At 76.2% G+C, this 17,446-nt stretch carries 18 protein-coding genes and 1 other RNA gene; 7 read left to right on the top strand and 12 right to left on the bottom strand.

Going from position 1 to position 17,446, the window contains the following annotated elements; all coding sequences use genetic code 11:
• Position 1: 1 nt before the first annotated feature.
• Positions 2–1,285: an aspartate kinase gene (locus tag JIG38_RS08230; protein ID WP_199423269.1), complete on the bottom strand. Its 1,284-nt coding sequence runs from the start codon at positions 1,283–1,285 to the stop codon at positions 2–4.
• Between the two features lie 166 nt (positions 1,286–1,451).
• On the opposite strand from JIG38_RS08230, the gene JIG38_RS08225 reads away from it, so the two are divergent.
• Positions 1,452–1,952: an SSI family serine proteinase inhibitor gene (locus tag JIG38_RS08225; protein WP_199423268.1), complete on the top strand. Its 501-nt coding sequence runs from the start codon at positions 1,452–1,454 to the stop codon at positions 1,950–1,952.
• Between the two features lie 41 nt (positions 1,953–1,993).
• On the opposite strand, the gene JIG38_RS08220 is transcribed toward JIG38_RS08225, so the two are convergent.
• Genes JIG38_RS08220 through JIG38_RS08210 form a run of 3 tightly spaced genes read right to left on the bottom strand, consistent with a single transcriptional unit; the run spans position 1,994 to position 4,451 of the window.
• Complete coding sequence (locus JIG38_RS08220; protein ID WP_307844700.1) at positions 1,994–2,614, bottom strand: DUF5063 domain-containing protein; 621 nt, start codon at positions 2,612–2,614, stop codon at positions 1,994–1,996.
• Positions 2,607–3,206: a recombination mediator RecR gene (gene recR, locus JIG38_RS08215; protein ID WP_199423266.1), complete on the bottom strand. Its 600-nt coding sequence runs from the start codon at positions 3,204–3,206 to the stop codon at positions 2,607–2,609. The genes JIG38_RS08220 and recR overlap by 8 nt, the downstream gene beginning before the upstream one ends.
• Positions 3,207–3,215: 9 nt before the next feature.
• Positions 3,216–4,451 (bottom strand): MFS transporter, encoded by a 1,236-nt coding sequence (locus tag JIG38_RS08210; RefSeq protein ID WP_199423265.1) that lies wholly within the window; start codon positions 4,449–4,451, stop codon positions 3,216–3,218.
• A 96-nt stretch (positions 4,452–4,547) separates the two neighbouring features.
• Here JIG38_RS08210 and JIG38_RS08205 point away from each other — a divergent pair, with 96 nt between their 5' ends.
• Positions 4,548–4,955, top strand: coding sequence for a MerR family transcriptional regulator (locus JIG38_RS08205; RefSeq protein ID WP_199423264.1), 408 nt, complete (start codon positions 4,548–4,550; stop codon positions 4,953–4,955).
• A gap of 3 nt (positions 4,956–4,958) precedes the next feature.
• Here JIG38_RS08205 and JIG38_RS08200 read toward each other — a convergent pair whose 3' ends face one another.
• Positions 4,959–5,432 carry a P-loop nucleotide/nucleoside kinase family protein gene (locus JIG38_RS08200; RefSeq protein ID WP_199423336.1) on the bottom strand — a complete coding sequence of 158 codons (474 nt, stop codon included), beginning with the start codon at positions 5,430–5,432 and terminating at the stop codon, positions 4,959–4,961.
• Between the two features lie 23 nt (positions 5,433–5,455).
• Positions 5,456–8,023 carry a DNA polymerase III subunit gamma and tau gene (locus tag JIG38_RS08195; protein ID WP_199423263.1) on the bottom strand — a complete coding sequence of 856 codons (2,568 nt, stop codon included), beginning with the start codon at positions 8,021–8,023 and terminating at the stop codon, positions 5,456–5,458.
• 155 nt (positions 8,024–8,178) lie between these two features.
• Here JIG38_RS08195 and JIG38_RS08190 point away from each other — a divergent pair, with 155 nt between their 5' ends.
• The 3 genes from JIG38_RS08190 (at position 8,179) to JIG38_RS08180 (ending at position 10,306) form a co-directional block, all read left to right on the top strand.
• Positions 8,179–8,646, top strand: a complete 468-nt coding sequence (locus tag JIG38_RS08190) for a hypothetical protein (RefSeq protein WP_199423262.1) — start codon at positions 8,179–8,181, stop codon at positions 8,644–8,646.
• 83 nt (positions 8,647–8,729) lie between these two features.
• Positions 8,730–9,413, top strand: a complete 684-nt coding sequence (locus JIG38_RS08185; protein WP_199423261.1) for a DUF6766 family protein — start codon at positions 8,730–8,732, stop codon at positions 9,411–9,413.
• 62 nt (positions 9,414–9,475) lie between these two features.
• Complete coding sequence (locus JIG38_RS08180) at positions 9,476–10,306, top strand: MerR family transcriptional regulator (RefSeq protein WP_233404681.1); 831 nt, start codon at positions 9,476–9,478, stop codon at positions 10,304–10,306.
• A 61-nt stretch (positions 10,307–10,367) separates the two neighbouring features.
• Here the strand turns inward: JIG38_RS08180 and JIG38_RS08175 are convergent, their stop codons facing one another.
• The 3 genes from JIG38_RS08175 to ffs all read right to left on the bottom strand — a co-directional run bounded on the left by JIG38_RS08175 (position 10,368) and on the right by ffs (position 12,763).
• Positions 10,368–11,744 (bottom strand): FtsX-like permease family protein, encoded by a 1,377-nt coding sequence (locus JIG38_RS08175; RefSeq protein ID WP_199423259.1) that lies wholly within the window; start codon positions 11,742–11,744, stop codon positions 10,368–10,370.
• Positions 11,741–12,532, bottom strand: coding sequence for an ABC transporter ATP-binding protein (locus JIG38_RS08170; protein WP_199423258.1), 792 nt, complete (start codon positions 12,530–12,532; stop codon positions 11,741–11,743). Before JIG38_RS08170 ends, JIG38_RS08175 begins: the two co-directional genes overlap by 4 nt.
• 134 nt (positions 12,533–12,666) lie before the next feature.
• Positions 12,667–12,763, bottom strand: an RNA gene (gene ffs, locus JIG38_RS08165) — signal recognition particle sRNA small type.
• 93 nt (positions 12,764–12,856) lie between these two features.
• Here ffs and JIG38_RS08160 point away from each other — a divergent pair.
• Positions 12,857–13,159 (top strand): ArsR/SmtB family transcription factor, encoded by a 303-nt coding sequence (locus JIG38_RS08160; RefSeq protein ID WP_199423257.1) that lies wholly within the window; start codon positions 12,857–12,859, stop codon positions 13,157–13,159.
• The gene (locus JIG38_RS08155; protein ID WP_199423256.1) at positions 13,141–13,542 is read left to right on the top strand and encodes a VOC family protein; all 402 of its coding nucleotides are present in this window, start codon (positions 13,141–13,143) and stop codon (positions 13,540–13,542) included. The genes JIG38_RS08160 and JIG38_RS08155 overlap by 19 nt, the downstream gene beginning before the upstream one ends.
• 9 nt (positions 13,543–13,551) lie before the next feature.
• On the opposite strand, the gene JIG38_RS08150 is transcribed toward JIG38_RS08155, so the two are convergent.
• The 3 genes from JIG38_RS08150 to JIG38_RS08140 are packed head-to-tail and all read right to left on the bottom strand — an operon-like array spanning position 13,552 to position 17,405.
• On the bottom strand, positions 13,552–15,204 hold the full coding sequence (locus JIG38_RS08150) for a copper resistance CopC/CopD family protein (protein ID WP_199423255.1): 1,653 nt from the start codon (positions 15,202–15,204) through the stop codon (positions 13,552–13,554).
• Positions 15,201–15,860, bottom strand: coding sequence for a YcnI family protein (locus tag JIG38_RS08145; RefSeq protein WP_199423254.1), 660 nt, complete (start codon positions 15,858–15,860; stop codon positions 15,201–15,203). Before JIG38_RS08145 ends, JIG38_RS08150 begins: the two co-directional genes overlap by 4 nt.
• Before the next feature lie 45 nt (positions 15,861–15,905).
• Positions 15,906–17,405 (bottom strand): aldehyde dehydrogenase family protein, encoded by a 1,500-nt coding sequence (locus JIG38_RS08140; RefSeq protein ID WP_307844695.1) that lies wholly within the window; start codon positions 17,403–17,405, stop codon positions 15,906–15,908.
• Between the last annotated feature and the right edge of the window lie 41 nt (positions 17,406–17,446).

The following is a 17,446-nucleotide window of genomic DNA, read 5'->3' as shown; positions in this document are numbered from 1 at the left end:
GCTACCGTCCTGTCCCGCCGTAGACGACGGCCTCGCCGTCGGCGGAGTCGAGGTCGAACGCGGTGTGCACGGCGCGCACCGCGTCGTCGAGCTGGTCGGCCCGCGTCACGACCGAGACGCGGATCTCCGACGTCGAGATCATCTCGATGTTGATGCCGGCGTCGCGCAGGGCCCCGAAGAGCTTGGCGGAGACGCCCGGGTGCGACTTCATGCCCGCGCCGATGAGCGAGAGCTTGCCGATCGTGTCGTCGTACTGGAGCGACGCGAACCCGATCTGCTGCTGGGCCGCGCCGAGCGCCGCCGTCGCGCGCTGGCCGTCGGTCGCCGGGAGCGTGAAGGAGATGTCCGTGAGGCCCGTCGAGGCGGCCGACACGTTCTGGACGATCATGTCGATGTTCACGCCCGCGGCGGCCACGGTCTCGAAGATCTGGGCCGCCGTGCCCGGGACGTCAGGGACGCCGACGACCGTGACCTTGGCCTCGCTCCGGTCGTGCGCGACGCCGGAGATGATCGGCTGCTCCATGGGTCCCTCTCCCTCGGCAGGTTCAGCAGGCTGGTCGGTGACGAGCGTGCCCGTGTGCCCCGAGAACGAGGAACGCACGTGGATCACCACCTTGTTCCGGCGCGCGTACTCGACGCATCGGAGCATGAGCACCTTCGCGCCGCTCGCCGCCATGTCGAGCATCTCCTCGTAGGTGATGCGGTCGAGCTTGCGCGCGCTCGGCACGATGCGCGGGTCCGCGGTGAACACGCCGTCGACGTCGGTGTAGATCTCGCAGACGTCGGCGCCGACCGCTGCCGCGATCGCCACGGCGGTCGTGTCCGAGCCGCCGCGGCCGAGCGTCGTGACGTCGTTGGTGTGCTCGGTGACGCCCTGGAAGCCCGCGACGATCGCGACGTTGCCCGCGTCGAGCGCCTGGCGGATGCGGCTCGCCTTGACGTCGATGATCCGCGCGCGGCCGTGCGCGTCGTCCGTGATGACGCCCGCCTGCTGGCCCGTGAACGACTGCGCCTCGACGCCGAGGTTCGCGATCGCCATCGCGAGGAGCGACATCGAGATGCGCTCGCCCGCCGTCAGCAGGATGTCCATCTCGCGCGACGGCGGCATCGGCGAGATCTCGTTGGCCAGGTCGATGAGCTCGTCCGTCGTGTCGCCCATCGCGGAGACCACCACGACCACGTCGTCGCCCGCGCGCCGCGCCTCCGCGATGCGCTTGGCCACGCGCTTGATGGCGGTGGCGTCCGAGACGGACGACCCGCCGTACTTCTGCACGATGAGGGCCACGGTGGAGCTCCGGGGTCGAGGTCGGGCGTTCCAGGGACGAGCAGGGGGTGCGCCCGGCGGCGTGGGGACGCGGCCCGGGCCGTCGAAGCATAGATCCGGCTCATCTGTCGGACGTCGGGGCGTCCGGCATCCGGGCTGAGAGGATGGGACGCGGAGGTGGTGGAGCATGCGGACCCGGATGATCCCGATCGCGGCTGCGGCGCTGCTGCTCGGCGCGTGCGCGACGACGTCCGGCGAGCCCGGCGGCGCACCGTCGTCCCCCGCCGGAGCGGACCCCTCGCCCACCGCGCCGCCGTCGAGCCCGACGTCGAGCCCGACGCCGTCCCGCGCGACGCCCGCCGCGGTCGGCGCAGAGCTCACCATCACGCTCGACGAGACGGGCTCGGGCACGAGCCGCACCCTGACGCTCACGTGCGAGCCGCCGGGCGGCGACCACCCGGACGCCGCCGCCGCGTGCGCGGCCCTGGCCCTCGCCGGGCCCACGGCGTTCGAGGCGCCGCCGCGCGACGAGATGTGCACCGAGCAGTACGGCGGCCCGCAGGTCGCGACGGTCGAGGGCACGGTGGACGGGGCACCCGTGAGCGCCCGGTTCTCGCGCACGAACGGCTGCGAGATCGGCCGCTGGGACGCCCTGGCACCCCTGCTGGGCAGCGTCGGCGGCGTGTAGCCGGCGCCCACGCGCCGCGGGTCAGTCCGTGCGCGCGCCGCTCAGGGGTGGAGCGCCTGGAACTCCGCCTCCGCGGCGACGTCGTCGTCCACGTCGAGGCGCAGGTGCGCGAGGACGGCCTGGAGCACGCGCAGCACGGCGGACGCGCGGTCGCCCCAGCTCGACAGGTAGGAGTACTGCCACCACCACAGCGCCTCGATGACGCGGCCCGCCTCGTAGTGGCGCAGGCCCTGCGCGAGCGCCTCGGCGACGAGCACGAGGTCGCCCGAGACCGTCGACGTCACGACCTCGCCGCCGAGCACCGGGTCGTCGACCTCGGAGTAGTCGTCGATGCCGTCGAGCACGTTCTCGAGCGCGGCGCGCAGGGGGTCGAGGTCCGGGTCGGGCCCGAGGTCGGGCTCGAACCGCTCGGCCGGCACGACGTCGACCATCGCGCCCAGGCGCGCGCCGCCCGCGAGCACGTCGGACACCGCGAGCAGGAGGAGCGCGATCGCCGCGTCGGGGTTGTTGTTCGCCGCGACCTCGGTGACGGTGGTGAGGAAGGCGCGGGACTCGCGCGCGACCTGGTCCGCGACGTCGCGCAGGTCCGCGGGCGCGTTGGCGGGGACGTCGGCGCGGTCCTCCGGACCGGGCTGCGTCGGGAGCTCGGGCTGGTCAGGCACTGATGCGCCTCCGTCCTTCGAAGGCCCGCCCCAGCGTGACCTCATCGGCGTACTCCAGGTCTCCGCCGACCGGCAGGCCGGAGGCGAGGCGCGTGACCGTCAGGCCCATGGGGACCAGCAGCCGCGCGAGATAGGTCGCCGTCGCCTCGCCCTCGACGTTCGGGTCGGTCGCGAGGATGACCTCGGTGACCGTCCCGTCCGCGAGGCGGCTCATGAGCTCCTTGATGCGCAGGTCGTCGGGACCCACGTTGTCGATCGGGTTGATGGCGCCGCCGAGCACGTGGTACCGCCCGCGGAACTCCCGCGTGCGCTCGATGGCGACGACGTCCTTGGGCTCCTCGACGACGCAGATGGTCGTGACCGAGCGGCGCGGGTCGCGGCAGACCCGGCACAGCTCCTCCTGCGAGACGTTGCCGCACACGGCGCAGAACTGGACGCGCGCCTTGACCTCGGTGAGCGCGTCGGCGAGGCGCCGGACGTCGGCCGGGTCCGCGGCGAGGAGGTGGAACGCGATGCGCTGGGCGCTCTTCGGACCGACCCCGGGCAGCCGCCCGAGCTCGTCGATCAGGTCCTGGACCGCGCCCTCGTACACGTCTCCACCCTACGGCGTGCGGGCGGGCCGCGAGCGGCGGGCGCGCGCGTCCCGTCGCGCCGTCGCGGCGAGGCCGACCCCCGCGACGACGACGACCGCCGCGGCCGGCGCCGGGACGCCCTCGGCGCCCAGCCGGGCCGTCGCGGCGCTGCCGAGCGCGGCCCCCACGGCGATCCCCAGGTTGAACGTCACGGGGATGAGCGTCGCGGCCGTGGCGCGCAGGCCTGGCCCCGCGAGGCGCAGGATGGTCGTCTGCGCGAGCGGGGGGAGCGCCCCGGTGCTCAGCGCCCAGAGCACGACGACGCCGAGGCCGAGCGCCGGGTGCGCGCCGAGCACGGTGAGCCCGAGCAGCGCGACGGCGACGAGGGACGTCGCGGCCGCGAGCGCTGCCGCGGTGCGCGCGTCCGGCACGCGGCCGACCAGCGCGACGCCGAGGGCCGAGACCACGCCGAAGAGGAGGAGGACGCCGCTCACGCCGCCCGGCACGTGCGCCGCGGTGCCGTCGACGAGCGTCGTGACGAACGTGAACGCCGCGAAGTGGCCGACGAGCACGAGCCCGACGAGGGCGGTGACCGCGACGACCGGCCCGAGGGCTCGGGCGCCGCGCGCGTCCGGGGCGGGGCTGCCGACGACGTCGTCGGCGGGGGCGACGACGCGGGGGATCGCCACGGCGAGCGCGGCGGCCGCGACGCCGAGCGCGACGAAGCCGATCCGCCAGTCGGCGACGCGCGCGACCACGTTGACGGCCGGCACGCCGACCACCGTGCCCAGCGTGGCCCCGCCGAGGACGACGGCGACCGCCCGCGCGAGGTGCCGCTCGCCGGCGACCGCCGCGGTGTGCGCGTTGACGACCGCCCAGAGCAGACCGGTGGTCGCGGCACCCAGGACCCGCGCCGCCGCTGCCGCCGCGAAGGAGTCTGCGAGCGCCGTGAGCACGCTCGCGACGCCGAAGACCGCGAGCGCGCCCGCGATGACGCGGCGCCGCTCCCAGCGTCGCGTGAGGCGGACCAGCGGGAAGCTGAGGACGACCACGGTCGCCGCCCAGAGCGAGACCAGCAGCCCCGTCCGCGCGGGCGGCACGCCGAGGTCCGCGCTCATCTGGGGGAGCACGGCCGTCGGCAGCATCTCGCCCGTGACCACGAGGAACGTCGCCGCGCCGAGCACGAGCAGGCTCGGCCACGGCAGGCCCACCGCGGGTGCGGCGGCCGCCGTCGCGCGCGGGGTGGTGGGGGTGTCCGTGTCCATGTCCGGACCGTAGACTTTGACATCAGTGTCAAGGTCAAGGGGTGCGCGCCGCCCGGCGCGCGCCGGGCGGGGCGGGACGTGACGAGGGGGCCGGACGTGAAGATCGGCGAGCTGTCCGAGCGGACGGGCGTCTCGACCCGCCTGCTGCGCTACTACGAGCAGCAGGGTCTCCTCGCGCCCGGGCGCTCGGCCAACACGTACCGCACCTACGCCGAGGAGGACGTCGCGCGCGTCGAGCGCGTCGCGCTGCTCGTCCGGTCCGGCATGCCGACGCGCCTCATCAAGGTCGTGCTCGACCTCGAGGCCGCCGAGTCCGACGCGCTCGCCGAGTCCTGCCCGCTCGCGGTCGCCGAGATGCTCGCCGACGAGCTGCGCGACCTCGACGCGCGGATCGCGTGCCTGAGCCGGAGCCGGACCACGATCCACGCGTTCCTCGAGCGCACCGAGCACGCGGCGCTCGCGCGCGGCGCGGCCGAGCCGGCCGCCCCCGCCCAGGTGTCCTGACCGCTAGGCCGGCGCGTCCGGGGACGCCTGCGGCGTGCGCACCACCTCGAGCGGGCCCTCGTCGGGTGTCGGCGGCTCGAAGCCCTCGACGTACTGCGCGGCGAGGTCCGGGTGGAGCGCGTAGTCGTCCGCGTGGCTCCCGGTGCGCGCGCTCACGCGGGACAGCGCGGTGTCCCGGTCGGTCGCGAGGTACACCGTCTCGGGCACGACGCCGGCGGGCGCCAGCAGGGCGCGGTAGTCGTCGCGCATGCGCCGCGACCAGAAGGAGAAGTCGAGGACGACGTCGCGTCCGGCTGCGACGAGCTCGAGCAGGCGCGCGCGCAGCTGGGCCTCGACCTCGGCCCGGAGGTCGTCCGGGGGCGGCATGGTCCTGACGCCGCGGTGCCAGAGCTCGACGTCGAACGACAGCCGCACCATGCCCGCGCGCTCGAGCTCGCGCGCGTAGGTCGACTTGCCCGAGCCGGCCGGGCCGCACATGAGCACGACACGGCTCGTGCGGGTCAGCGCGGGTCCTCGAGGATCTCGTCGATGACGCTGCCGCCGAGCATCTGGGCGACGAGCGGGGCGCCCACGAGGCCCGTGGACAGCAGGTCCGGGTCGTCGGGGCTCGCGTCGGCGCCGTCGTCCTCGGGGCGGCGCCGGGGCGCCTGACGGTCCTGCTGCACGCGCGGACCCGCGCCCTCCGGGACGCGCAGGGGCGGTCGGCGGCCCCCGCCGCTCGGGAGCGGCGGCTCCGGCTCGGGGTCCGGCTCGGGGCCGTCCGGGACGCCGTCGGACGCGGGCGTGCCGGCCGGGCGCCCGTCGGGTCGCGCCCCGGGGCGACCCGCACTCTCTCGCGCGGTGCCCTGCGACGCGGCCGGCGCCCCCGCGGCCCGCGCGCCGTGCGGCGGGCCGGCGTCGCCCGTGCGCCCGCGGGGGGCGTCGCGCTCGGCGGGTGGCGGCGTCGCGGCCGGGCTGTCCCACGACGCCTCGGCGGCCGCGGTCGAGATGCGGCTCGGTGCGGCCGAGGGCGCCGGCTCCGCGGCCGCGGCGGGACCGGCCGCGGTCGGCGCGGCCGACGCGCTCTCGGCGAGCGTGGTCTCGACGCGCACGGTCAGGCCGAGCGTCTCGTGCAGCGCGCGCTGCACGTTCTCGGGGTGCGGCCCGCTGCGGAAGGTCGTCGCGAGCTGCGGCGTGGTGAACGCGAGCGCGAGGCGGTCCGCCGTGACCTCGCCGACCTGGGCGTTCTGGCTGACGAGGACCCACGTCGCCATGCGCAGGCCGCGCAGGGTCTGGAGCACCTCCGGCCAGCGGCGGCGCACGGTCTCGGCGTCGACGCCCGGCGCCGCGACCGCCGCGGGAGCCGCGGGAGCCGCGGGCGGCACAGCTCCGCCGCCGGCGTCGGCCGCCGACGGCTCGCTCGTCGCGGGGACGTCGGGCTCCGACGGCTCCGACGGCCGACGCTCGTCCGGCGCCGCGGCGCCGGGCTCTGCGGGGACCGGCCCGTCGGGCCCTGCGGGGACCGTCTCGTCCGGCTCGTCGGGCACGTCGGGCTCGTCCGGCTCGGTCGGGTCCACCGGTCGTGAGGGCTCGCTCGGCACCGCGGGGACGACGGGCTCCGACGGGCGCGCGGGCACGACGGGCTCGGACGGCGTCGAAGGGACCGTCGGGGCGGAGGGCCGCGACGGCACCGACGGGCCGGACGGTCCGGGCGCCGCAGGCTCGGACGGCACCGGCTCGGCCGGGGCGCCGGGCTGCGAGGGGGGCGTCGGCGCGGCGGGCGTGGTCGGGGCGGCGGGCACTTCGGGGGGCACGGACGTCGCCACCGGAGCGGCCGGTGCCGCCGGCGCGGTCCGCACGGCCGGCGCCGGGGTGACGCTGCCCACGACCGCGCCGGGCGCGGCGTGGACGGCTCCCGCGGGGACCCCGGACGCGACCTGCCGCTCGACGCGGTCGAGCCGCGCGCCCAGGCCCAGCGCGCCGTCGTCGGCCGCGGGCAGGAGGAGGCGTGCGACGAGGAGCTCGAGGTGCAGGCGCGGCGACGTCGCGCCGGTCATCTCGGTGAGCGCGGCGTTGACGAGGTCGGCCGAGCGCGACAGCTCGGCCGGGCCGAGCACCGACGCCTGCGAGCGCATGCGCTCGAGCTGGTCGGCGGGCAGGTCCCGCAGCACGGCCTGCGCGGACTCGCCGGCCGCGGCGATGACGATGAGGTCGCGCAGGCGCTCGAGCAGGTCCTCGACGAAGCGCCGCGGCTCGTGGCCGGACGCGATGACCCGCTCGACCACCCGGAACGCGCTCGCGCCGTCCCGCGCGGCGACCGCGTCGACGACGTCGTCGAGCAGGGCAGCGTGCGTGTAGCCGAGGAGCGCGACCGCGCGCTCGTAGTCGATGCCGCCCTCGTCCGCGCCCGCGACGAGCTGGTCGAGCACCGAGAGGGAGTCGCGCACCGAGCCGCCGCCCGCGCGGACGACGAGCGGCAGCACGCCCGAGCCGACCGTGACGCCCTCGGTGTCGCACAGCTCCTGGAGGTAGGGCTGGAGGGTCGCGGGCCCGACGAGCCGGAACGGGTAGTGGTGCGTGCGCGAGCGGATGGTGCCGATGACCTTGTCCGGCTCGGTGGTCGCGAAGATGAACTTGATGTGCGGCGGGGGCTCCTCGACGATCTTGAGGAGCGCGTTGAAGCCCTGCGACGTGACCATGTGGGCCTCGTCGAGGATGAAGATCTTGAACCGGTCGCGGGCCGGCGCGAAGGTCGCGCGCTCGCGCAGGTCGCGCGCGTCGTCCACGCCGCCGTGGCTCGCCGCGTCGATCTCGACGACGTCGAGGCTGCCCGGGCCGCCGCGCCCCAGCTCGCGGCAGGACTCGCACCGCCCGCACGGGTTCGGCGTCGGGCCCTCGGCGCAGTTGAGGCAGCGCGCGAGGATGCGTGCCGACGTCGTCTTGCCGCAGCCGCGCGGGCCCGAGAACAGGTAGGCGTGCGTCACCTTGTCGGCCTTGAGCGCCTGCATGAGCGGCTCCGTCACGTGCTCCTGGCCGATCACCTCGGTGAAGGTGTCGGGCCGGTAGCGGCGGTAGAGGGCTGTGCTCACGGCACCGAGCGTAGACGCCGCCGCCGACACGGCGGGACCGCCGTCGGCGTCCCGTGGACGGCCCGGGCGGACGGCCTGCGCGGGGGCGTACCGAGGCCCGGGAGGTCCCCCCACCTCGAAGGGCGACCGCGTCGGGCCGTCGCTACGGTGCGTCCATGACCACCTTCGGGCCCACGACCCGCCGCACGGCCGGCGGCGTGAGCGGCCAGGCCGCGCGCAGGGTCGCCGGGGCGGCCACGGTCCTCGCGCTCGTCGCCGGCTGCGCGGCCGCCCCGGACGCTCCCGCCGCCGCCGCCGTCGCCGAGGCCTTCGCGACCGCCGTGGCCGACGGCGACGGCGCCGCGGCGTGCACCCTGCTCGCGCCGTCCGCCGTCCAGGGCCTCGAGAGCGAGTGGTCGAGCGCATGCGAGGAGGCCGTCCTCGAGCCCGACGTCGCCGAGGACGTCGCCCAGGCCGCCGGGAGCGCGGCGCAGGAGACCCACGCGTACGGCCGCCAGGCCCAGGTCCGGCTCGACGGCGACACCGTGTTCCTCACGCTCAGCGGCGACACGTGGCTCGTGACCGCCGCGGGCTGCACGCCCCGGACGGACCAGCCGTACGAGTGCTCGATCGAGAGGGGCTGAGCCGTGCGCGTCATGTTCGTGGTCCTCGTCGGCTGGGCCCTGCTGGGCCTCGCGTACTTCGTCGCGCTCGGGCTGCTGCAGCGATGAGCCGCCTGCGCACCCTGCTCCGCGACCAGGGCCTCACCCTGTTCTTCGGGACGCTCTTCGTCCTCACCCTCGTGGGCCAGGCGCTCACCGGCCTCGCGTACTTCAACGAGGAGCAGCGCGGCGCCGGGCTGGAGCCGGTCACGCTCGGCCAGTACCTGACGTCGTCGGTGTTCGCGGTCGACGTCGCGGAGAACTGGCAGTCGGAGTACCTGCAGTTCCTGCTGTTCCTCTTCGCGACCGTGTGGCTCGTGCAGAAGGGGTCCCCCGAGTCCAAGAAGGTCGAGGACGTCGGGCGGGAGTCCGACGAGAAGCAGAAGGTCGCGGAGCACTCGACGCCGGACTCCCCCGCGTGGGCGCGCGTGCGCGGGTGGCGGCTGTCCGTCTACTCGCACTCGCTGAGCCTCGTCATGGGCACGCTGTTCGCGCTCTCGTGGCTCGCGCAGTCGATCACGGGCGCGACCGCGTACAACGAGGCGCGGCTGCGCGAGCTCGAGGACACCGTGACCTGGACGCAGTACCTCGGCCTGCCGGAGTTCTGGAACCGCACGTTCCAGAACTGGCAGTCGGAGTTCCTCGCCGTGGCGAGCATGGTGGTGCTGGCCATCTACCTGCGCGAGCGCGGCTCACCCGAGTCGAAGCCGGTCGGGTCGTCGCACGAGACCACGGGCGTCGAGGGCTGAGTGCGCGAAGGCCGTAAGCCCCTTCTTGCGTCTACCACGGTGTCAGAGAGTGGCGTGTGACCATGCCTCCCACCGGCGAGCGCCTGCTGACCATCGGCGAGTTCTCGCGCCTGTCGCAGCTGAGCATCCGCATGCTCCGCTACTACGACGACCACGACGTCCTGCACCCGACCCGCGTCGACCCCTGGACCGGCTTCCGCTCCTACGCGCCCGACCTGCTGCGTCTCGCGCACTGGGTCCGGGTGCTGCGGGACGCCGGCGTGGGCGTCGCGGAGATGGGCGGTGTCATGCCGCACGTCGACGACCCGTCGGCGCTGCGCGCGGTCCTCGAGCGGCAGCGCATCCGCCTGGTCGACGACGCCGCCGGGATCCACGCCCGGATCAGGGAGGTGGACCACCTCATCACCCAGCTGGAGGTCACGATGTCCATCCCGGTCACCACCACCACTCTCCCCGCGCGGACGGTCGCGTCGGTGCGCGGCACGATCCCGACCTACGCCGACGAAGGGCTGCTCTGGCAGCGCCTCATGGCCGGGCTCGGCCGGGCCGGCGTCGCGCCCGCGCCCGACGCGCGCTCGGTCGCCGTCTTCCACGACGACGAGTACGTCGAGCACGACGCCGACGTGGAGGTGCAGCTCGACGTCGCCGGGCCGTTCGACGCTGTCGACGGCGTGCGCTGCGTCGAGGTCCCGCAGACGAGCGTCGCCGTCGCGACGCTGCACGGCTCCTACGACGGCATGGGCGCCGCGACCGAGGCCCTCGGCCGGTACACCGGCGAGCAGGGCCTGCGCCTCGCCGGCCCGATGTTCAACGTCTACCGCGTCGGCCCGATGGACGCCCCGGACCCGGCGGACTGGGTCACCGAGGTGTGCCTGCCGGTCGCCGACGCCTGACCGCGCGCGGCGGGACGACGTCTCCGGTCGTCCCGCCGCGAGGCGCGCGCGTGCCGCCCGCTCAGCCAGGGCGGACGTCCGTCTCGCGCAGCACGGCGCGCAGGAGCGGGCGGCTCGTCTCGGCTGCGCCCACCACGAGCAGCCCGCCGAGCAGCAGGCAGAGCACGAGCACGACCAGTCCCTGCGGCGCCGTGACGAGCGCCGGCCCGAAGAGCGGCAGCAGCACGCCCAGGCCGACCGCCGCCGACGTCCCGGCCACGAGCACGAGCGGGGCGATCACGACCCGGCGGCGCACCGCGTCGAAGAGCTCGGCCGGCACACCGGCGAGGTGCTGGAGCGCGTACTCCTGGCGCCGGTCGAGCACCGACGCCGCCTGCGCGATCCCCGCCGACGCCGCCGCGACGACGAACGCGATGGAGAGCGTGAGGATGCCGCCCGTCAGCATGTCCTGCGCGAGGAGGTCGCTCGCGGGGTCGCCGTCGGACTGCGCGACCGCCGGCAGCACGGACACGATGCCCGCGACGAAGCCGCCCAGGCCGAGCCCGGCGACGACCCGCCAGGCCGCCCGCGGGTCGTCGAGCAGGCGACGACCCGCGAGCAGGCGTGCGGGCGTCGACGCGCGCCGCACCATGAGCCGGGCCATGAGGCCGATGAGCCACGGGCCCGCGAGGTTGATCGCGCCGAGGACCAGGCCCAGCAGCCCGAGCAGGACGACGGTGACGACCGCCCCCTCCATGCCGAGGTTGAGCTTCGCGACGGCGGCGAACGCCACCACCGCGAGCACGACGGCGATCCCGCGCACCCAGCGCAGGCCGGGCGGCGTCGTGCGGCGTGCGACGCCCAGCGGCGTCACCACGACGCGGCGCAGCGACACGGCCGCGCTCAGCGCTGCGACGAGCGGCACGGCGGCGAGCGCGATGCCGATCGCCGGCAGCCCGACCCACAGCTCGCCGGCGCTGAACGCCTGCCCCATGAAGGGGATGCTGGAGAACACCGGCAGCAGCAGGCCGTAGCCGACGACGCCGACGGCGGCGCCGACGAGGCCCTGGCGCGCGGTCTCGAGCACGGTGAGCGCGACGACCTCGCCGCCCGTCGCGCCGAGGAGGCGCAGCGTCGCGAGGCGCGCGTCGCGACGCGCGACGCCGAGCCGCGCGGCGCCCGCGCCCAGCGTCACGAGCGGCACGACGAGGAGCACGACGGCGATCCACGCGAGCGTCACGTAGGTCGGCGCGAGGTCGGCCATGAGCGCGGACGTGGGGTCCTCGGCCCGTCCCGTGAAGCCCAGGAGCCCTCCGACGACGCTCAGGGCGAACGCCGTCGTCACCGCGAAGCCCACGACCGCGAGGACGCCCGGCGTGAGGCGGGCGCCCGCGCGGCCCCGCGCGCGTCCCGGCGCCCCGCGCAGCGGACCGTGCGCGAGGGCCCAGACCGTCCTCACGAGGCCACGACCCGGCCGTCGCGGACCTCGATCCGGCGCGAGCACCACCGCGCGACGTTCTCGTCGTGGGTGACGACGACGAGCGAGGCGCCGGCGGCGCGGGTCGCCTCGGTGAGCACGCGCATGACGTCGGCGCCGGTCGCCTGGTCGAGCGCACCGGTCGGCTCGTCGGCGAAGACGACGTCGGGCCCCGTGATGAGCGCGCGCGCGACGGCGACGCGCTGCGCCTGACCCCCCGACAGCTCACCCGGCCGGCGGCGCTCCATGCCCCCGAGGCCGAGCGCGACGAGCCACTGGCGCGCGTCGGCGAGCGCGCGGGCGCGCGGGGCGCCGAGCAGCATGGGCGGGAGGGCGACGTTCTCCTCGGCGGGCAGCTCGGGCAGCAGCTGGCCGAACTGGAACACGAAGCCGTAGTGCGCGCGGCGCAGCAGGGACCGCTCGCGGTCCGAGAGCGCGCCGACCGCGCGGCCCTCGAGCGTGACCTCGCCGTGGTCGGGCGGGAGGATGCCCGCGAGGCAGTGCAGCAGCGTCGACTTGCCCGAGCCCGACGGGCCCATGACCGCGAGCGACTCCCCCGCGGCGAGGTCGACGTCGACGCCCGCGAGCGCCGTCGTCGTGCCGAAGGTCTTGACCAGGCCGCGCGCGCTGAGGCGCGCGGCGCGGGGCGCCCCGGGGGACGCCGGCGGACCGACCGGCGCAGCGCCGGGGGTCGCGTGGCCGACGAGGGCCGGGGGCGGTGCGGGTGCGAGGGACGCGGCGGGCGGGGGCGGAGGCGGCGGCACGGTCATGGGACCAGCGTCGCCGGGCGGCGGGCGCGGCGCGTCGCCCGACGGGACCCTCGTGACGGGCGCCCCGTGCGACCGTGGGCGGCGCGTCGTCCGACCTGGGTCGCACGCACGGCCCGCGCGCGTGCGCCCGGGCAAGCGAGGACCCCCCGCACACCCGCCAGAGCCCACCTGCCCTTGCTGCCTTCCGGCCCTGGGGGAGTTCAGCGGGGTGACGCCGTACGAGGGGTCGTGGACCAGCCTAACGCAGCCCACGACCCACCCGGTCCGCCCGCCGTCCATCCCGATCCATTGACATGCAAGCATTCGCTTGCCTATCGTCGACCCATGGACGACGCCGTCTTCAAGGCGCTCGCCGACGGGACGCGGCGGGCGATCCTCGACGAGCTCGTCGAGCACGACGGCCAGACGCTCTTCGAGCTGTGCACGCGGCTCGTCGCGCGGCACGGCCTGACGTCGTCGCGCCAGGCGGTGTCCCAGCACATCGCCGTGCTCGAGCAGGCGGGCCTCGTCACGGTCCACCGCGAGGGCCGCTACACGTTCCACCACGTCGACACGTCACCCCTCACCGCCATCACCGAGCGATGGCCCCACCGGAAGGCAGGTCCGCCATGCCCCGCATCACCGTGATGAGCGTCTTCGTCGACGACCAGGAGAAGGCACTGCGCTTCTACACCGACGTCCTCGGGTTCGAGAAGCGGACCGAGATCCCGTTGGGCGAGCACAGCTGGCTCACGGTCGGCTCCCCCGAGCAGCCCGAGGGTCCCGAGATCTCGCTCGAGCCGTCCGAGCACCCCGCCGTCGCCCCGTTCCGCGACGCCCTCGTGGCGGACGGGATCCCGTTCACGTCGTTCGGCGTGACGGACGTCCGGGCGGAGCACGAGCGCCTCGTGGGCCTGGGCGTCCGCTTCACGCAGGAGCCTGTGGACATGGGCCCGGTGACGACGGCCGTGCTGGACGACACGTGCGGCAACCTCATCCAGCTCGCGCAGATGCACGCCCCCGGCGCCTGACGGGCCGGCTCAGCCCACGACGAGCTCGAGCGTCGTCACCGGGTTGTCGAACTCGCCGCGCCGCACGGACACCTGCAGCCGCCAGGTCCCGGGCGCGGGCAGCACGACGGGCGCGGCGTAGGTGCCCGGGCCGACGAACGTCAGCGGCACGTCGCCGAGGTCGACCGTGTCGGACGACAGCCGCGCGCTCAGCGACTGGACCCCCTCGGCCGGCCCGCCGTCGGGGTGCTCGAGCCGGATCGTCACGGTCGTCGGCCCGGGCACGCCGGGCGTGACGTCGGCGGCGACCACCACGTCCCCGAGCTCGGTGCTGCGCGCCGCCACGGGCGCGACGGCGACGGACCCCGCGGGCTCCTCGGGGCTCGTGTCGACCAGCACGCCCGTGACGAGCACGACGCCGACGAGCAGCGCCGCCTCGGCGCCGACCGAGCGCGCGACGAGGCGGCGGCCCGCGCGCGGGTCCGCCCCGCGGACCGGCGCCTGCACGCGCGGGAGCAGGACGAACCGGTTCCACGCCGCGACGCCGACGGCGACCGCCGCGATGCCGACCTTGAGCAGCAGCAGCCGCCCGTACCCCGTCCCGACGAGCGCGGCCCACGACCCCGCGACCCGCCACGCGAGCAGGCCCCCGCTCGCGACGAGGAGCGCGAGCAGCCCGGCGGCGGACGCGGAGAACCGCGCGAGCACCGCAACCACGGCCGACCCGCGCGCCGGTAGCGCCGTGAGCGCGAGCACGAGGCCGACCAGCCCGCCGAGCCACACCGCCGCGGCGAGCAGGTGCAGCACGTCGACGCCGACGACGAGCGCCTCGGGGCTCGCCGCGCGCGTGTGGCCCGTGAGCGCGGGGGCGCCCGCCGCCACCGTCGCGGCGACGAGCGCCGCGGCCGCCCGGGGGCCCGCCGGCGCCCCGCCACCCAGGAGCGCGACGGAGGCCGCCACCCCGAGCACGACGGCTGCCGCGACGCCGTACTGCGCGGCCGCGAGCGCGGCCCACACCGGTGCCGTCACGGACGACGGCCGGCCGAGCTGGTAGGACGCGGTGAGCGGGAGGGCGACGAGCCACCCGGCTGCGGCGAGGGCGGCGGCGCCGCGCGCGCTCACGACGACGCGGCGCCGGGCGCGGCCGGCGTCGGGCGTCGCGGCGAGGGCCAGGATCGCGAACGCGACGAGGCCCACGGCGAGCAGCAGGCCGACGTAGCCGCCCGCGCGGGCGGCGGCGAGGACGGGCGGGGCGCGCGTCGGCCCGCCCGGGTCCGCGGCGACGTCGGGCGCGGTCGTGCTCGGGGCGCCGACCGAGAAGGTCAGGGACCCTCCGAGGGGGTGGCCGTCCGCGGAGACGACGCGCCAGACGACCACGAGCGTCCCGTCGCCCACGGGTCCGGTGAGGTCGACGTCGAGCCGCGCGCCCGCGACGGACGCCGCCGACGCGACCACCTCCCCCCGCGCGTCGAGCACCTGCACGCCGGCGGGCACCGCGACGACGTCCTCGTCGAAGGTGAAGGTGACGCGCTCGGGTGCGGCCTCGAGGACGGCGCCGGGGGCGGGGTCGGTGCCGAGCAGCGTGGCGTGGGCGCCCGCCGGACCGGCGCCGACGACGACGAGCGCGAGCGCCGCCGCGACGACGACGGCGCCGCCCAGGCGCCGGGCCGCGACCGACCTCACGGCCGGTGGCGCCGTCGCACGAGCGCACCACCGCCGAGGACGGCCCCGAGCAGCGCCGTCACGCCCGCGGCTGCGGCGACGGGAGCCGCGGTCCCGTCGGTCGGGGTGGACGCCGACGTCCCGGGCGCAGCGGTCGGGACCGCAGGCGGCGGCGCGGCCGGGTCGCGTGCCGTCAGCACGAGCGTGGGCGCCGGACGCGCGAGCCCGTCGGCGCTCGCGCCCGCGGCGGCGACCTCGATCCACGCCACCTCGCCCTGCTCGCACGTCTGCACGGTCGGGAACGCGAGGGTCGTGCCCTCGGCGTCCGGGAGCCGCACGCCGAGCTCGAGCACGGCGTGCTCGCCGTCGGGCAGCGGCGACGCGGCGCGGTAGGTGACGAGCGTCGCGTCCGCCTCCGCGCGCACCTCCGTGGCCCACGCGGTCGTCCCGCTCGGTGTCACCGCGGTGACCTCGTCGGGCACGCGCACCGTGACCGCCGTCGTCGGCGACCCGTCGCAGCCGTGGGGCACGGTGAGCGTGAGGACCGCGGTCGCGCCCGCCGCCGTCGTCGAGGCCTCGATCGTCACGTGGGCCGCCGCGGGCGCGGCCGGGCCGAGCACGGCCACCGCGACGATCGCGGCGACCGCGCCCCGGCGGGCGGACGTGCTCCCTCGCACGGTGCTCCCCTCGCCGCGCGCGCCGGCTGCCCGGCGCGCGCGGGCTCAGCCGATGTCGGAGATGACGGTCTTGAGCTCGGTGAAGTCGTCGAGCCCGAACGACCCGAGCTCGCGGCCCCAGCCCGACTCCTTGAAGCCGCCGCGCGGCAGCACGACGTCGTCGGCGTGCCACGTGTTGAGCCACACCGTGCCGGCGCGCAGGGCGTGGCCGACGCGGTGCGCACGCCCGGCGTCGCGCGTCCAGACGCCCGCGGCGAGGCCGTAGCGCGTGTCGTTGGCCAGGCGGAGGACCTCGTTCTCGGACTCGAACGGCGTCGCCGTGACGACCGGGCCGAAGACCTCGAGCCGCTGCATCGGCCAGTCCTCGCCGACGCCCGTGAGCAGCGTCGGCTGCATGAAGAACCCCTGGTCGATGCCGCGCGCCCCGCCCGCGACCGCCGTGGCGCCATCGGCCATGCTGCGCTCGACGTGGCCGAGGACCATGGACTGCTGCTCGGCGGTGATGAGCGGGCCCATGTCGGTGCTCGGGTCGAAGCCGCTGCCGATCGTGATGTCGCGCGCGATGCGGGCGATCCCCTCGACCACCTCGTCGTAGACGTCGCGCTGGACGTAGAGGCGCGAGCCGTTGACGCAGCACTGGCCCTGGTTGAAGAAGCCCGCGTGCGCGGAGCCCGCGATCGCGGCCGGGAGGTCGGCGTCGGCGAAGATGATGTTGGGCGCCTTGCCGCCCAGCTCGAGGGACACCTTCTTGAGGTTGCCCGCGGCGGCCTGGACGATGCGCTTGCCGGTCGCCGTCGAGCCGGTGAACGCGACCTTGTCGACGTCCGGGTGCTCGACGAGCGCGGCGCCGGCCTCCCCGAAACCCGTGACGACGTTGACCGCGCCGGGCGGGAAGCCCGCCTCGAGCAGCAGCTCGCCGAGGCGCAGGGCCGTGAGCGGCGTCTGCTCGGCCGGCTTGAGCACCACGGTGTTGCCCGCGGTGAGCGAGGGGATGACCTTGAAGCACGCCATCGTCAGCGGGAAGTTCCACGGCACGATCGCGCCGACCACGCCGACGGGCTCGCGCACCGTGTAGGCGAGATAGCTCTTCCCCTCGACCGACATGGGGATGGTGGTGCCCTCGATCTTCGTCGCCCAGCCCGCGAAGTAGCGGAAGAGCTCGGCCGCGACGCCGACGTCGCCCAGCGAGCTCGCGAGCGGCTTGCCGTTGTCGAGCGTCTCGAGCTGCGCGAGCTCGTCGGCGTGCTGGTCGACGAGCTCGGCCGCGCGCCACAGGAGGCGCGCGCGCTGACGCGGCGTCGTGCGGCGCCAGGCGGAGCCCGGCTCGAACGCGGCCTTCGCCGCGGCGACCGCGCGCTCGACGTCGACGGCGTCGCCGTGCGCGACCTCGACGAGCGCCTCGCCGGTGGCCGGGTCGAGGGTCGCGAACGTGCGCCCCGACGCGGCCGGGACCCACTCGTCGCCGATGAGCAGCCGCCGCTCGGAGGACAGGAAGGCCTGCACGCCGGGCAGGAGGTCGGTGCGGGACAGGGCGGTGGACGTCACGGTGTTCTCCGGTTCGGGTTCGGTCGGTACTGACGGTGGGG

The organism is Actinotalea solisilvae, from assembly GCF_016464425.1.
Classification (GTDB): Bacteria; Actinomycetota; Actinomycetes; order Actinomycetales; family Cellulomonadaceae; genus Actinotalea; species Actinotalea solisilvae.
Note: the sequence above shows the minus strand (reverse complement) of the source record. Positions and strands in the feature narration are given on the sequence as shown.